Below are 13,344 nucleotides of genomic sequence, written 5' to 3'. Positions count from 1 at the left end.
CACATGCTCTGTTCACACGAAATGCCGCCGTCCCTGATCACGATTGTGACGATGAAGACGCAGCTCACTTTATCCTGACATGGATGATCCATCCAAAGGGCGCCAGCGTATGAGGCAGAAAGGAAACTTTCATGCTCAAATACGTCATCGCCTATCTCTCGACAGCGGCGCTGTTTCTTGCGGTCGATTTTGTCTGGCTCAGCATCATGGCAAACGGCTTCTACCGCAACCGGATTCCCGATGTCATTGGCACACAGGCCAACTATCCCGCGGCAATTGCCTTCTATCTGATCTTTGTCGCGGGTATCGTGATCTTCGCGGTCAGCCCCGCATTGGAAAACGGCCGCTGGACAACCGCTCTCGTCTATGGGGCGCTTTTCGGCTTCACGGCCTATGCGACCTATGATCTGACCAATCAGGCGACACTCAAACAATGGTCCACGACGGTGACGATTGTCGATATGGGCTGGGGCACCTTCGCATCGGGTCTATGCGCAACCCTCAGTCTTCTGTTCACACGGTGGTGGCTGGCCACGGTTTGACAGGTCGACCTATGTCCTCGCACTCCGCCTTTGAAGTGGGGATGCCGGAAAGCCGGACAGCGCGCCGGTCATGATCTGTCGTTCCCCCCATGCCCAAGAATGAAATCAACGGTATCGCGCAGCGTCGGCGCAATGAAGCGGATCGGCGATCCCATCGCTCCGATAATGCCGATGTGACCGACACCCGGATAAAGCTTCGTCTGGACCGAAGACCCGACAGACCGCAGTTTCTTCGCAAGCGCCATGCTGTTGCGCGGATAGACAACATCGTCGCTCTGCCCGTGCAGCAGGAGTACCGGCGGATTGCCGGGTCGAACCTGATTGACCGGCTGCGTTGATTCTGGCGTCCGCGCCGGGCTGAAAATATCGGCCACGATTTTATCGTCGAACGGCAGAAAATCATACGGTCCGGAAATACCGACAAACCCCTTCAGATCACGCGCCGGATCAAGCTTCTGCTCGCCAAGCCACCTCTTGTCCAATGCCAGCATGGCGGCGATGTAGGCGCCGGCCGAATGCCCGATGAGATAGATTTTGTTAGGGTCTCCGCCATAGGTCCTACCGTGATCCTTCGCCCAGCGGACCGCGGCAGCCCCATCCTGCAGGAAGGCCGGGTAACGCACACCAGGATACAGCCGGTAATCCGGAACCACCGTAACGATACCTCGGGCGGCCAGCGCCGAAGCCACAAAAGCGTATGTTGCCTTATCCCCGCTTTGCCAGGTGCCGCCGTAAAAGAAAATTGCCATGGGCGCCGCGCTGATATTTTTGGGCGCGTAGACATCAAGCGCCTGCCGGGGATCCCCGCCATAGGCAATGTTCCGGGTTACAGACGCTCCGCCGGACGACGTCGTGATATCGAGCATTTTTCCGGCCGAACATCCAACCAGCGTTACAACCGTCAAAAGTGTCAGCAGCTGACGCAACACGTTAAAATCCAAGCAATGGTTGAACGAGGCGGCCGAGCACACTCTTCAATTGCAAACGCCCATCCACCACGGCCAGACAGATGCATTCTTCGTCGGGCCCCGCCTTGGGCTCATGTTCAAGACTGGCATCGGCGACAACAAGATCGCCCGGATAATAATCACCCAGCGCATCGTGCAACGTCCCCTTGAGCACCAGCGTATATTCGACACCTCTATGGGTGTGTTCCGGCAGCACCATTCCGGGCTTCGCACGCAGCAGCATCGGCCGATTGCGGGGCGCACCACCTCTGCCAATCGAACTCCACTGCACGCCCGGCGCCAGGAACTTCCATTTGCCCATGTCATATTGCTCCAGCGGTGACGGCAGAACCAGACCATCCGGCATGGCGGCAAGATGCCGGACCTGCGGCGTGACCGGCAAGGATGATGGCGTATCAAGACGCGCAAGAACCTGTTCCAGGGCATCTGCTGCCATTTCCGCAACGGGCACATCCTCGAGCGCCATACCACCCACCGCCTCGAACTGCCGCACGCGGTCGGCGCTGTCCGGGCAGAGCGACAAATGTGCCGCGACAACGAGGGCCGGTCCCTGGGCAAGGCTGCCTGCGGCATAGGCCATCAGAATTTCATCGGAAGGGCGATGGGTCATGTCAGCTCATTCCTCGCCCAGCAGATTTCTGAGATGCTGCATCGCCAGACGCAATCGGGATTTGACGGTTCCGAGCGGCAAATCCAGCGTCCGGGCGATCTCACTGTGCGGCTTGTCGTCAAAATAGTGCTGTTGGATGACGCTCATCTGTTCTGGCGATAATTTCTGCATGGCCGTGCGCACCAGCGTTTCGCCTTCCAGCCGCAGCAGCATCTCTGACGGAGAAGGCTCAAGATCCGGCTCATGTTCTTCCATGAGATGCGCCGCGGGATAACGCTCGCGCCGGATCGCATCGACCCTCAGGTTTCGCGCAATCGTGAAAATCCAGGTGGAAGCGGATGCTTTGGCAGGATCGAACAGAGATGCCTTGCGCCAGAGCATCAGCATGGTTTCCTGCGCCAGTTCCTCGGCCTGCCCCGGCGCCATGCCGCCGCGCATGAAAAACCCTTTGATACGCGGCGCATAATAGCCGAAAAGTTCGGCGAAAGCCGCCTTGTCACTGCGCTGCGCGATACGAAGGATTTTTGCGGAATAATCGGCCGGCCCGGTCATTGTCTGAACGGTACGCCTGATTGCCGGCTTTGTTCCGGCATACGAAAACCGACCGCGTCCAAAACGCTGCCATATCCTGTGGAAATCGCCGAAGGTAAAGGTTGCGAGGCCATTCATACCGCTCAATACGCAGATGCGCCGCAATCGGATCAGCACCGAAACTAATCCTGATCCAATTCCGTATTTCCACCGTATGCACTGATGCTGCAAGAAACAACGTCTGATCATCCCGATCCGTGTTGTTTCCACATGATGAGTACGGGAGAACATCGTTGAAAATTGCTGTCATAGGATCGGGTATTGCGGGCATGTCCGCCGCATGGCTTCTTTCCCAGAATCATGACGTGACCGTTTTCGAACGGGAGCTGCGCGTGGGTGGTCACAGCAATACATTCCTTGTCAGCCAGACAGGCAGAAGCCCCATTCCGGTTGATACCGGTTTCATCGTTTTCAATGAACATACCTATCCGAATCTGACTGCCCTGCTCGACCATCTCGGCGTGGAAACAGCGGCATCGGACATGTCCTTTGCGGTATCGCTCGACGACGGCAAGCTGGAGTATTCGGGCACCGGATTCAGCGGCCTGTTTGCCCAGCAGCGCAACCTGTTCAACCCGCGTTTCTGGATGATGCTGCGCGATCTCCTGCGCTTCTATCGCGAAACTCCGGCCCACGCGGGCAAACTCGGTTTGCTCGCTCTGGGTGAATTTCTGGAACGGGAGGGATATGGCCGCGCCTTCCGCGACGATCACCTCCTGCCCATGGCAGCCGCCATCTGGTCGGCGCCGGCATCGGCATTGCTCGAGTATCCAGCGGAGGCGTTCATCCGCTTTTGCGATAATCACGGCCTGCTGAAACTGGCCAACCGGCCGCTATGGCGTACCGTCAAGGGCGGCAGCCGCGCCTATGTCGATCGCCTCACGGCAGGTTACAGGGACCGCATCCAGACCGGATGCGCCGCCGCATCCATCCGTCGCGGCAGAGACAGCGCCGCGGTAACCGACATCCATGGTGTTACCCGGGTTTTCGATCACGTTGTCCTGGCCGGCCACGCCGATGAATCGCTGGCTTTGCTGTCCGACCCGACGCCCCTGGAAGCCAATCTTCTTTCCGCGTTCCGCTATTCGGTGAACCATGCTGTTCTGCATGAAGACGACACACTCATGCCCAAACGGCGTGCCGTCTGGTCCAGCTGGAACTATCTTGGACAGCGCCAGGAAGCTGCCGGTTCGGGCAACCAGCTGTGTGTAACCTACTGGATGAACCGATTGCAGCCGCTCGAAACCGACCGTCAGTTCTTCGTCACGCTCAATCCGCAGCATCAGCCGGATGCGCAAAAAATCCTGCACCGGGAAACCTATACCCACCCGATTTTTGACGGCGCGGCGATGCAGGCGCAAAAACAGCTCTGGCAGATGCAGGGACAGCGCAGCACCTGGTACTGCGGCGCCTATTTTGGCGCGGGCTTCCACGAAGACGGATTGCAAGCGGGCCTTGCGGTGGCGGAAGATCTCGGCGGCGCGCGCAGACCCTGGAAGGTTGCCGATGAATCCGGGCGCATCTATCGCCAGAGCCGCCCCGAACCAATCGGGGTCGCGGCATGAATGCCTTCCGCTCGGCGATCTACACTGGCAGGGTCACCCATCGGCGCCTGCGTCCCAAACAGCATTTTCTGCGTTACCGCATGTTCTACATGCTGCTCGATATTGACGAGATCGCAGGTATCGCGCGCGCCAGCCGGTTGTTCTCCCACAACCGGTTCAATCTCTTCGGTTTTTTCGATGGCGACCACGGCTCCAAGTTTGATGCGGCAGCGCGGTGTCCGGACCTGCGCGGTTATGTGGAGGACCATCTGCGGGATGCCGGCATGGTACCCGATGGTGGGCCCATCAAGCTGATGACCATGCCCAGAATACTTGGCTATGTGTTCAACCCGCTGAGCGTCTATTTCTGCCATGATAGGAACGGCAGGCTGAAGGCACTGATCTACGAGGTCAACAACACGTTCGGCCAGCGTCACAGCTACGTTTTTCCGCTGGGCGATACGGACGACGGCAAGCCGTTGCATCAGGAATGCGGCAAGGAATTCTACGTTTCGCCCTTCATGGAGATGGCGCTGGACTATGATTTCACCATCACCCGGCCGGCCGATACAGCATCGGTTGTCATCAATGCGAGCGACAAGGACGGGCTCATCATCGCAACAGCCTTTTCAGGCAAGCGGCAGGAATTCAGCGACCGCCAGTTGCTGAAACTGTTTCTCGGCTATCCCCTGCTGACTCTCAAGGTCATTGCAGGCATCCATTGGGAAGCCCTATGGATCTGGGTCAAGGGTGTCAAATGCAGACCCCGGCCGCGGACGCCTGTTCAAACCCGGACAATCATTCCGCGCCGAACGGAATCGGATACACAGTTCTCAAAATAACAGGCATACATGACTGAACAGCAATCATCGGCCACCCGTTTCCCCGTCATTGTCCTCTTCAGACACGATCTGCGGATCAGCGACAATCGTGCCCTGTATGCGGCCGCAAACACTGGTAAACCAGTCATTCCCGTATTCGTTTGGGATGAGGGGGACACCGAAGCATCACGGCCTGTTGGCGGGGCGCGCCGATGGTGGCTGCACCACTCACTTGTTGCGCTTTCAGCGTCGCTCAGGGTTCTTGGCGCGAACCTTGTTCTCAAACGCGGGGCGACGCAGACCATTGTTGATCGGTTGCTGGACGACACAGGCGCCGACATGGTTCTGTGGAACAGGCGGTACGATCCCCCTGGCGTGAGGACGGACACAAGCCTCAAAACCGAACTCACCCGCCGAGGCATATCGGCAGAAAGCTTTGACGGGCATCTCCTGCATGAGCCGTTCTTGTTCAAAACCGGCACTGGCGGGTTCTATCGCGTCTATTCGCCGTTCTGGCGCGCTTTGACGGCAGGTCCGGAACCACGTGACCCGGTTCCAGCACCGCGAACGCTGGAGCCATATCATGAATCGATGGATTCGGAGCGCCTGAACGACTGGGCGCTTCTGCCTGAAAAACCCGACTGGGCGAAGGACTTTGCCAAGGATTGGACACCGGGGGAAAACGGCGCACAGGAAAAGCTTGCCGCCTTTCTCGGCGGCGCTATTGGCGGCTACGATCATGATCGGGACAAGCCTGCCATCGAAGCAACCTCAAGGCTTTCCCCCCATCTTGCCCACGGTGAGATCACACCGTTCCAGATATGGCATGCCCTGAAATCACCAAGCCTTGCACGGGACGGCAAGGATGTGGATAAATTCCGCAGGGAAATCGGCTGGCGGGAATTTTCCTACCATCTCCTGTTCAACAATCCCGCGCTTGCGACCAGGAACTATAATGCATCGTTTGATGGCTTCGCCTGGCAGAACAAGGCCGATGACCTCAAGGCATGGCAACAGGGCCGGACGGGGTATCCGATCGTCGATGCCGGCATGCGCCAACTCTGGAAAACAGGCTGGATGCACAATCGGGTCCGTATGATCACCGCATCATTTCTGATCAAGCATCTGCGCATCGACTGGCGCAAGGGCGAGGCGTGGTTCTGGGATACGCTTGTGGATGCCGACCCCGCCAGCAATGCCGCCAGTTGGCAATGGGTTGCAGGATCGGGTGCAGATGCCGCGCCTTATTTCCGGATTTTCAATCCTATGTTGCAGGGCGCCAAGTTCGATTCATTGGGCGCCTATGTGCGGGAATTTGTTCCGGAGCTGAAAAATCTTTCCGACAAATATCTGCACGCACCTTGGCTCGCGCCCGAGAACATTTTGAACGAGGCGGGCGTTGTTCTGGGCCAGAACTACCCCCATCCCATCGTTGACCATCAAGCAGCGCGACAACAGGCGCTGGTTGCCTATGCAAACACCCGTAAAGATTCTCCCGGCCATTAGCACGCTTCTTCCCCGTGAATGTCCCCTTATTCGATCCCCGCTGAAACTAATTTGAAAAGCCGCTCGTAACTCCGGCGCTTCCCAATCAAAGGGAAAAAACAGTGGAGAGAGAAATGTTCACCAATTCCATTCGCCTGGTTGCACTCGCATCTGTGTTGATTTCGGGAGCCGCGTTTGCGGAGAATCCCATGGTCGGCGGTGCACCCATGTACGAAAATAAAAACATCATTGAAAACGCCGTGAACTCCAAAGATCACACCACACTCGTCGCAGCCGTCAAGGCAGCAGGGCTTATCGAAACTTTGCAGGGCAAGGGTCCCTTCACTGTCTTTGCACCAACCAATGCAGCATTTGACGCGCTGCCCAAGGGCACGGTCGAAACCTTGCTGAAACCTGAAAACAAGGACAAGCTTACCAAGATTCTGACCTGCCATGTCGTCGCCGCCAATGCGGATTCGAAGGCCATCATGAAGATGGTCGATGATGACAAGGGCGCGCACCCGGTCAAGACCGTTGGCGGTTGCGTGTGGACCGCAAAATACAAGGGCGACAAGCTGACTTTGACCGATGAAAACGGCACGGTTGCCAATGTGACGATCGCCAACGTCAAACAGTCAAACGGTGTCATTCACGTCATCGACAAAGTTCTGTTGCCCAAGATGTAAATCCGTTTCCGGTTCCCGGTACGAAGGGAACAGTCGGCTGGCCCCTGCTAATGTGATATGAATAGGGGCCAGTTTCAACGGACGGCAGGAAAGGACAATCCCATGGTAAAATATGGTCTCTATGTCTCGCTTGAAGCAAAAGCAGGCAAGGAAGATGATGTGGAGTCTTTCCTCATTGCAGGGCTGGCCATCGTCAACAAGGAGCGTGATACGGTGTCGTGGTTTGCTGTGCGCAGCGGTCCATCGTCATTCGCGATCTTTGACACATTCAACACTGCCGGTGCGCGCGATGCACACCTTGCCGGCGATCTCGCCAAACTGCTGATGGGACGGGCCGACGAACTCTTTGCCACGCCACCCGATATTCAGATGGTTGATATTCTGGCATCAAAACCGTCGGCCACCTGAAAATCGGTTCAGGCCCCAATATTTCTGAAGTTTCTGAGCGCACCTGTTGTAGGCCCAATGGGTACGACGGTGATGTTTGGGCCATTCTGGCAGAACAGCATATGAAAACCTGATCGCTGCACATAGAATGGAAAACCGGACAGGAGATGAGCCGCATCTTGAATGCGCCTGATGGAGGAAACGAAAATGCCCCTGAGAGTTTTTTCCATCATGCAGAACAAATACGCGAGGTGTCTGGCTCTGGTCATGACGATCCTGATCGGCTCGAACGCGTTGCTCTGTGCCAGCGGATTTGCTTTCGAAGGCAAGACGACCGGTCTCGCCGATGCGACAATTGCCATTATCCGCCATGGAGAAAAGCCGGACAGCGGAACAGGTCTCTCTCCGGCTGGTGAAAAACGGGCGCAGGCCTACAGCGCGTATTTTCAGCACCTGACGCTCGACGGCAGTCCATTCCGGCCCGACACGCTGATTGCGACCGCAGATTCCAAGAACAGTGCCCGCGAACGGCTGACCCTGGAGCCTCTGAGCCAAGCACTGGGGCTGCCTGTCGATCTGCGATTCGGCAACAAGGATCTGACCGGCCTTACCAAGGCTTTGAGAACCGAGCCGCACGGCAAATCGGTGCTCATTGCCTGGCATCACGGCACACTCTCGCAGCTCATCGAAGCATTGGGGGGTGATCCGTCGACGCTGTTACCCGGCGGGCAATGGCCCGACGATGTTTTCGACTACATGGTTGTGCTGCGTTTTGATCATAAGGGGAAACCGATACCCGGTTCTGCCGAGCTCATCCATGAGGACTTCGCCAATCCGCCCGGACAGATCGGCGCTATGACGTCTCATTGACCGGTTGTTCCCTGCGCCAAGGACAGCCGGGATCCGTCCGGTTATTTTTCTGCAACCTTGAAAACTAGCGAGTTACGGTAACGCGCCCCTTCATGTTGGGATGAAAGCGGCAATAGAAGTCAACCGACCCTGCTTGCTCAAGCTGGAGCGTTGCCGCTTTGCCCGAGGAGATCACGACATCCCATCCGCCTTTCACTGTTGCCGTATGATCCACGATATCCTTGTTGATCCATTCGATCCTGTCGCCAATTTTTGCGGCGATGACGGCTGGGGTAAACACCATTTTCTCGATCGTGACCCGTATTGTTTCCGCCCTGGCAGGAATGGACCCCATACCCAGTATCAGGACAATCGAGATCCATGTCTTGAGTTGCGACGCCATCGGTCTGCCCTATTTGAGCCCGGCCGCAACATGTTCGGCGTGCTGTTCATGTCCCTGGAAGATCTTCAGTCCAGTTTCCAGCAGGCTTTTAAGCTCAGCATTTTTTGCTGAAGGAATGAGCAAGGTTTCAAGCGCGCCATTGACCTGCTTGTGATAGGTCACCTCGTTGGTTACATAGGCCCTGTCAAAGGCGGTACCGTCGAACTTGTCCAGCTTGGCGCGTTCGGCGGCGGCCGCCTTGACGAGCGAACGGCTGGTGTCGTTGTCCTCGGGCGTGACCTTCAGCTTTTTGACCAATGCGAGAGCTTGCGTGTTGACCGCTTCATGATCGCGCACCATGTCCCTGGCAAATGCAACAACGTCCTTGTTTTTTGATTTGGCAATCGCCTGTTTCGCAGCTTCGATATCGATGATGCCCGCCGTATAGGCAATGTGCGCAATTTGCGGGTCTGTGGGCTTGTCTGCCGCATGAGCGAGCGAAGCGCTGCCCAACAGGGAAAGAACAGCCAGGGCCGTCATTGTTCGAGAAAACATAATACCTCCTTCACCCGGAGAAATGTCCGGGTCGTTTTTTTTCAACTGACAGCCATTTGATGTGGAACAGCGAAAAAGGTTCCCGGAGCTCACTCGATGAAGCCGAGCTGTTTCATGACTGCTGTTGTCAAGCGGGCGCAGCGCTGTCCAGCGAATGGAAAGGCATCCATCAAGACCGGGCCGATCTGGTCGTCCAACTGTTTGCGTACGAGCGCACGAGCGCGATGCAGACGTGTCTTGACCGTCTCCACTCTGATCCCGAGCACCTGCGCTGTCTCCTCCTGACTGAGCCCCTCGATCACGCGCGCGATAAAAACAGTCCTGTACACGTCGGGAAGAGCATCGGTTGCCCGTTCAACCATTTGCAAAATCTGCCGCTGTGCCATTAACCGCTCCGGGTCTTCACCGGTTTTGATGGGAAACGGGATGATCCGCGTGTCTGAATTCCGGCTCGTCGACGCTGCACTATCCGGCGCACGCCGCTTTTTGCGCAAACGCCCCAAAGCTTCATTGACGACAATGCGGGAAAGCCAGGTTGCGAGTGAGGATTCACCCCGGAACTGGTCGAGATGAGAGAAGGCGGAGCAATAGGCTTCCTGAACGATATCCTCGGCTTCGCTGTCATCCCGAATGACGCCGCGGGCAATTCGGTAAAGCCGGCGATTATGCGTCCGCATTATTATGCGGAAAGCATCGGCATCCCTGATCAGCGCACGTCGAACAAGTTCGACATCGTCCCCATGACCGGATGGGGACTCTGTCTTTGCCGGTAATACCATCATCCTGAACTCCTCTGGCCATCATAGATGATATTTGCGGCAAAAGGTTCCCGGCATCTTGGGCTTCAGATCAATATGGGCCGAGACATTGAAGCAGCCTGAATGCTTCCAGGGCCGGTACGGAGCAAGATATCGATGTGATGGACATCAGCCCGCCAGATGATGCGTTAAACAGCCGACTTCAGCGCAACTCTCTTTTCAAGCGCCGCCGCATCTTCCTTTCGCTCACTGTAGCGATCGGTGAGATAGCCGGAGACATCACGCGTCAGCAGCGTGAATTTGACCAATTCCTCCATCACATCGACAACGCGGTCATAATAGGCGGATGGTTTCATGCGGCCGTTTTCATCAAACTCCTGATAGGCCTTGGCGACTGACGACTGGTTCGGGATGGTGATCATGCGCATCCAGCGGCCGAGCACCCGCATCTGATTGACCGCATTGAACGACTGCGATCCGCCGGACACCTGCATGACCGCCAGCGTCCGCCCCTGCGTGGGGCGGATCGCGCCCATAGCTAGGGGTATCCAGTCGATCTGCGATTTCATCACCCCGGTCATCGCACCGTGCCGTTCGGGACTGGTCCATACCTGCCCCTCCGACCACAGCGAGAGGTCGCGCAGCTCCCGGACTTTTGGATGATCAACCGGCGCATCGTCAGGCAAAGGCAGGCCAGCCGGATCGAAAATGCGGGTTTCCGCCCCGAAATGCTCCAGCAGGCGCGCTGCTTCCTGGGTCAGAAAACGGCTGTAGGACACTTTTCGGAGGGAGCCGTAAAGCAGAAGGATGCGCGGACGGTGTGCCGAGAATGGTGCAGACAGCTTTTCAGCGTCCGGAATATGCAGGACGCTCGATGCGGCATTGGGCAAATCAGACAATGCGCTTTCCCTCACTGTCGATGACGACTTCGCCGTCTTCCTTGGCGAACGCACCTTTTTGCGGGCTCGGCAGGATATCGAGGACCGCTTCGGATGGCCGGGCAAGACGCACGCCCTTTTCCGTAACGACAAAGGGGCGATTGATCAGGATCGGATGGGCCTCCATGGCGTCCAACAGCTGCTCGTCATTCAAGGACAGATCATTCAGTCCCAGTTCCGCATAAGGCGTTCCTTTTTCGCGGATGGCCTCGCGCACGGTCAGCCCTGCCGTGCGGATCAAGTCTTTCAATTCCTGTCGGGCGGGCGGCGTCTTCAAATACTCGATGACGGTCGGTTCAATGCCTGCATTGCGTATCAACGCCAGGACATTGCGGGAGGTGCCACAGGATGGATTGTGATAAATGGTGACGGTCATCAGACGGCCCTTTCTGCTTTGGCCATGATCGCATCAGACCGGACGCGTTCAGGCATTGCGTTTTTCCTCGGGCGGGCAACAGGGAACAATGTCGGCGACGAGCGGTGCGCAAATGTCCGGGTGGCCCGCGCAGCAATCCTTCAGGAGATAGTAGATGGCGGCGCGCAGCTTGCCGAAATTGGCTCTGTAGATAATGGAACGGCTCTGGCGCGCCGAAGCGATCAACCCGGCGCGTGACAGGATCGCGAGATGTGTCGACATGGTGTTCTGAGGAACATCGAGAATACGGGCGATTTCCCCGGCAGCGATCCCCTCGGGCTCATGCATCACGATCAGCTTGAACGCATCCATGCGCGAGGGTTGCGCGAGAGCCGAAAAGGCTTCAATGGTGTTTTCTTTTTCCATATATCCAGATTTACAGATATATTGAATCGATGTCAAGAACAGTGACTTGCTACGCAGGAACTCCATCGCCCGACGAGGCCATGGCATGCTTCAGCAATTCCTGCCGGAAAGGATCGTTCAATGTTACCGCGCGTCCCGCTTCGCCTGCGCTACCTTTGCCGCAGCCCGCTGCCGCCCGCGCTCCATTGGCCGAATTAAGCTTCCAACCTTGGAGTTTTCGATGACCCGCAAACCTTGATGCGCGTGACGCGTGTTCAGCTCAGCGGCGTCTTTTCTTGCGCCTTGCTTCATGTTCAACGCCTTGCGGGCATTTTCAATCAGTTCGATGCTTGCCGTCAGTCGACGGCGGCGTTCAATTTCATTGTTGAGACGACGCATCGCCATGGCGAGGACCGCAACCTTCAATTGAGAACCGTCGTCTTTGGTCGACGCAGTTGCACCCTTCGGCGCCGCTTTGCCACGCATTTCGCGGCGACGGCGATGCGCCTGCGTTTGGGCTTTGTCACGCTGCCCGCGCAACAGCTTGACCAAATTGGCCAGTTCCGCATCGTTCAAGTCCTGCAGCTCAGGATGGTGCGATTTATCGACGAGGACTCGCTCTTCCGCACTCAAAGCGCGCGCTTCTTCCTTACGTGAAATGGCCATGCTGTTTCCTCCCATTCTTATCGTTCGCATGAAGCGAATGTGTCGAAATGCGCAATCTTCGGATCAAATCAAAATACAAAACAACGCCGCCTTATTGCTGCATAAAGCCTCCCCGTTTTTGGAATATTTTTCACTTCAATCTTTAATTTTCACCCAATTCAATTTAATGTACTTCAACGAATACTTATATATCCGACAGACACAAAGTCAAAAGGATCATCGTGAAAGACGACCGGAATGACACATTGAAACATAATGTTCTGCTTGTCGAATTGTCAGCCAAATTGGCGGCGGCTTATGTTCGGCGCAGTTCGATACCCTGGACTGAATTGCCCAAGATCATTACGGAAATTCACGCCGCGCTTGACAAAGTTGCGCTTGAACATGCGCCGCTTCCTCTAGCGCAAAAGGCAGCACCAGCCGTTAATCCGAACAAATCGATATTGGCCGACTACATCATATGCCTGGATGACGGAAAGAAGTTCAAAACTTTGAAGCGTCACATTATGAACGAGTATGGATTGACGCCGGAAGCCTACCGCGAAAAATGGAGCCTGGACTCCTCTTATCCGATGGTTGCACCCAATTATTCGACCAAGCGCTCTGCTCTGGCAAAGGAAAATGGTCTTGGCCGAAAACGAATGGGTTTATAGTCGGGCCCGCAGCATTATCTGTTTGAAGCGTGAATGCCGGAGCGCCAGTCACACCATTTCCCCCGTCGAAACATAACTGAATATATGGCGTGGTGATTCAGGCCGCCGGAAATGGGCCAGTCGGGCGATTTTATCGCTGAACATTCCGG

General features: G+C 56.4%; 18 protein-coding genes. 8 read left to right on the top strand and 10 right to left on the bottom strand.

All coding sequences use genetic code 11. The features are described from left to right. Window positions 1-131: 131 nt before the first annotated feature. On the top strand, window positions 132-542 hold the full coding sequence (locus ACIQWS_RS16245; protein WP_346307767.1) for a DUF2177 family protein: 411 nt from the start codon (window positions 132-134) through the stop codon (window positions 540-542). A 68-nt stretch (window positions 543-610) separates the two neighbouring features. Here the strand turns inward: ACIQWS_RS16245 and ACIQWS_RS16240 are convergent, their stop codons facing one another. Genes ACIQWS_RS16240 through ACIQWS_RS16230 form a run of 3 tightly spaced genes read right to left on the bottom strand, consistent with a single transcriptional unit; the run spans window position 611 to window position 2,672 of the window. Then, window positions 611-1,471, bottom strand: coding sequence for an alpha/beta hydrolase (locus ACIQWS_RS16240; protein ID WP_403181444.1), 861 nt, complete (start codon window positions 1,469-1,471; stop codon window positions 611-613). Window position 1,472: 1 nt separating this feature from the next. Beyond that, entirely contained in the window at window positions 1,473-2,120 is a 648-nt protein-coding gene (locus ACIQWS_RS16235; protein ID WP_403181441.1) for a ChrR family anti-sigma-E factor, read from the bottom strand. A gap of 6 nt (window positions 2,121-2,126) precedes the next feature. Next, on the bottom strand, window positions 2,127-2,672 hold the full coding sequence (locus ACIQWS_RS16230; RefSeq protein WP_403181438.1) for a sigma-70 family RNA polymerase sigma factor: 546 nt from the start codon (window positions 2,670-2,672) through the stop codon (window positions 2,127-2,129). 272 nt (window positions 2,673-2,944) lie between these two features. Here ACIQWS_RS16230 and ACIQWS_RS16225 point away from each other — a divergent pair, with 272 nt between their 5' ends. The 6 genes from ACIQWS_RS16225 to ACIQWS_RS16200 all read left to right on the top strand — a co-directional run bounded on the left by ACIQWS_RS16225 (window position 2,945) and on the right by ACIQWS_RS16200 (window position 8,504). Continuing rightward, a complete protein-coding gene (locus ACIQWS_RS16225; protein WP_403181434.1) occupies window positions 2,945-4,276 on the top strand; it encodes an NAD(P)/FAD-dependent oxidoreductase in 1,332 nt (443 codons plus the stop codon). Then, window positions 4,273-5,097 carry a DUF1365 domain-containing protein gene (locus ACIQWS_RS16220; RefSeq protein WP_403181431.1) on the top strand — a complete coding sequence of 275 codons (825 nt, stop codon included), beginning with the start codon at window positions 4,273-4,275 and terminating at the stop codon, window positions 5,095-5,097. The genes ACIQWS_RS16225 and ACIQWS_RS16220 overlap by 4 nt, the downstream gene beginning before the upstream one ends. A gap of 9 nt (window positions 5,098-5,106) precedes the next feature. Further along, window positions 5,107-6,582: a cryptochrome/photolyase family protein gene (locus ACIQWS_RS16215; RefSeq protein WP_403181427.1), complete on the top strand. Its 1,476-nt coding sequence runs from the start codon at window positions 5,107-5,109 to the stop codon at window positions 6,580-6,582. A gap of 113 nt (window positions 6,583-6,695) precedes the next feature. Continuing rightward, a complete protein-coding gene (locus ACIQWS_RS16210; protein WP_403181419.1) occupies window positions 6,696-7,247 on the top strand; it encodes a fasciclin domain-containing protein in 552 nt (183 codons plus the stop codon). 102 nt (window positions 7,248-7,349) lie between these two features. Further along, window positions 7,350-7,655, top strand: coding sequence for a putative quinol monooxygenase (locus ACIQWS_RS16205; protein ID WP_403181416.1), 306 nt, complete (start codon window positions 7,350-7,352; stop codon window positions 7,653-7,655). 186 nt (window positions 7,656-7,841) lie between these two features. Then, the gene (locus tag ACIQWS_RS16200; RefSeq protein WP_403181412.1) at window positions 7,842-8,504 is read left to right on the top strand and encodes a flagellar basal body-associated protein FliL; all 663 of its coding nucleotides are present in this window, start codon (window positions 7,842-7,844) and stop codon (window positions 8,502-8,504) included. 64 nt (window positions 8,505-8,568) lie between these two features. Here ACIQWS_RS16200 and ACIQWS_RS16195 read toward each other — a convergent pair whose 3' ends face one another. The 7 genes from ACIQWS_RS16195 to ACIQWS_RS16165 form a co-directional block, all read right to left on the bottom strand. Continuing rightward, complete coding sequence (locus ACIQWS_RS16195) at window positions 8,569-8,886, bottom strand: cupredoxin family copper-binding protein (RefSeq protein WP_403181409.1); 318 nt, start codon at window positions 8,884-8,886, stop codon at window positions 8,569-8,571. A gap of 9 nt (window positions 8,887-8,895) precedes the next feature. Further along, complete coding sequence (locus ACIQWS_RS16190; protein WP_403182519.1) at window positions 8,896-9,420, bottom strand: DUF4142 domain-containing protein; 525 nt, start codon at window positions 9,418-9,420, stop codon at window positions 8,896-8,898. 89 nt (window positions 9,421-9,509) lie between these two features. After that, window positions 9,510-10,202, bottom strand: coding sequence for an RNA polymerase sigma factor (locus tag ACIQWS_RS16185; RefSeq protein ID WP_403181406.1), 693 nt, complete (start codon window positions 10,200-10,202; stop codon window positions 9,510-9,512). 164 nt (window positions 10,203-10,366) lie between these two features. After that, complete coding sequence (arsH, locus tag ACIQWS_RS16180) at window positions 10,367-11,068, bottom strand: arsenical resistance protein ArsH (protein ID WP_403182515.1); 702 nt, start codon at window positions 11,066-11,068, stop codon at window positions 10,367-10,369. Window position 11,069: 1 nt separating this feature from the next. After that, entirely contained in the window at window positions 11,070-11,492 is a 423-nt protein-coding gene (arsC, locus tag ACIQWS_RS16175; RefSeq protein ID WP_403181403.1) for an arsenate reductase (glutaredoxin), read from the bottom strand. 48 nt (window positions 11,493-11,540) lie between these two features. Continuing rightward, entirely contained in the window at window positions 11,541-11,897 is a 357-nt protein-coding gene (locus ACIQWS_RS16170) for an ArsR/SmtB family transcription factor (RefSeq protein WP_403181400.1), read from the bottom strand. 123 nt (window positions 11,898-12,020) lie between these two features. Further along, window positions 12,021-12,542 (bottom strand): hypothetical protein, encoded by a 522-nt coding sequence (locus ACIQWS_RS16165; protein ID WP_403181397.1) that lies wholly within the window; start codon window positions 12,540-12,542, stop codon window positions 12,021-12,023. Window positions 12,543-12,763: 221 nt separating this feature from the next. On the opposite strand from ACIQWS_RS16165, the gene ACIQWS_RS16160 reads away from it, so the two are divergent. Then, on the top strand, window positions 12,764-13,195 hold the full coding sequence (locus ACIQWS_RS16160) for a MucR family transcriptional regulator (protein WP_403181394.1): 432 nt from the start codon (window positions 12,764-12,766) through the stop codon (window positions 13,193-13,195). Window positions 13,196-13,344 lie beyond the last annotated feature (149 nt).

The organism is Phyllobacterium sp. NPDC097923 (genome assembly GCF_044760925.1).
Lineage (GTDB): Bacteria > Pseudomonadota > Alphaproteobacteria > Rhizobiales > Rhizobiaceae > Phyllobacterium > Phyllobacterium calauticae.
This window is presented reverse-complemented; position numbering and strand designations above follow the sequence as displayed.

Coding starts and splice junctions, on each gene's coding strand:
- ACIQWS_RS16245 (WP_346307767.1), top strand. CDS start 132: ATGCTCAAATACGTCATCGCCTATCTCTCGACAGCGGCGCTGTTTCTT.
- ACIQWS_RS16235 (WP_403181441.1), bottom strand. CDS start 2,120: ATGACCCATCGCCCTTCCGATGAAATTCTGATGGCCTATGCCGCAGGC.
- ACIQWS_RS16230 (WP_403181438.1), bottom strand. CDS start 2,672: ATGACCGGGCCGGCCGATTATTCCGCAAAAATCCTTCGTATCGCGCAG.
- ACIQWS_RS16220 (WP_403181431.1), top strand. CDS start 4,273: ATGAATGCCTTCCGCTCGGCGATCTACACTGGCAGGGTCACCCATCGG.
- ACIQWS_RS16215 (WP_403181427.1), top strand. CDS start 5,107: ATGACTGAACAGCAATCATCGGCCACCCGTTTCCCCGTCATTGTCCTC.
- ACIQWS_RS16210 (WP_403181419.1), top strand. CDS start 6,696: ATGTTCACCAATTCCATTCGCCTGGTTGCACTCGCATCTGTGTTGATT.
- ACIQWS_RS16205 (WP_403181416.1), top strand. CDS start 7,350: ATGGTAAAATATGGTCTCTATGTCTCGCTTGAAGCAAAAGCAGGCAAG.
- ACIQWS_RS16200 (WP_403181412.1), top strand. CDS start 7,842: ATGCCCCTGAGAGTTTTTTCCATCATGCAGAACAAATACGCGAGGTGT.
- ACIQWS_RS16195 (WP_403181409.1), bottom strand. CDS start 8,886: ATGGCGTCGCAACTCAAGACATGGATCTCGATTGTCCTGATACTGGGT.
- ACIQWS_RS16190 (WP_403182519.1), bottom strand. CDS start 9,420: ATGTTTTCTCGAACAATGACGGCCCTGGCTGTTCTTTCCCTGTTGGGC.
- ACIQWS_RS16185 (WP_403181406.1), bottom strand. CDS start 10,202: ATGATGGTATTACCGGCAAAGACAGAGTCCCCATCCGGTCATGGGGAC.
- arsC (WP_403181403.1), bottom strand. CDS start 11,492: ATGACCGTCACCATTTATCACAATCCATCCTGTGGCACCTCCCGCAAT.
- ACIQWS_RS16170 (WP_403181400.1), bottom strand. CDS start 11,897: ATGGAAAAAGAAAACACCATTGAAGCCTTTTCGGCTCTCGCGCAACCC.
- ACIQWS_RS16165 (WP_403181397.1), bottom strand. CDS start 12,542: ATGGCCATTTCACGTAAGGAAGAAGCGCGCGCTTTGAGTGCGGAAGAG.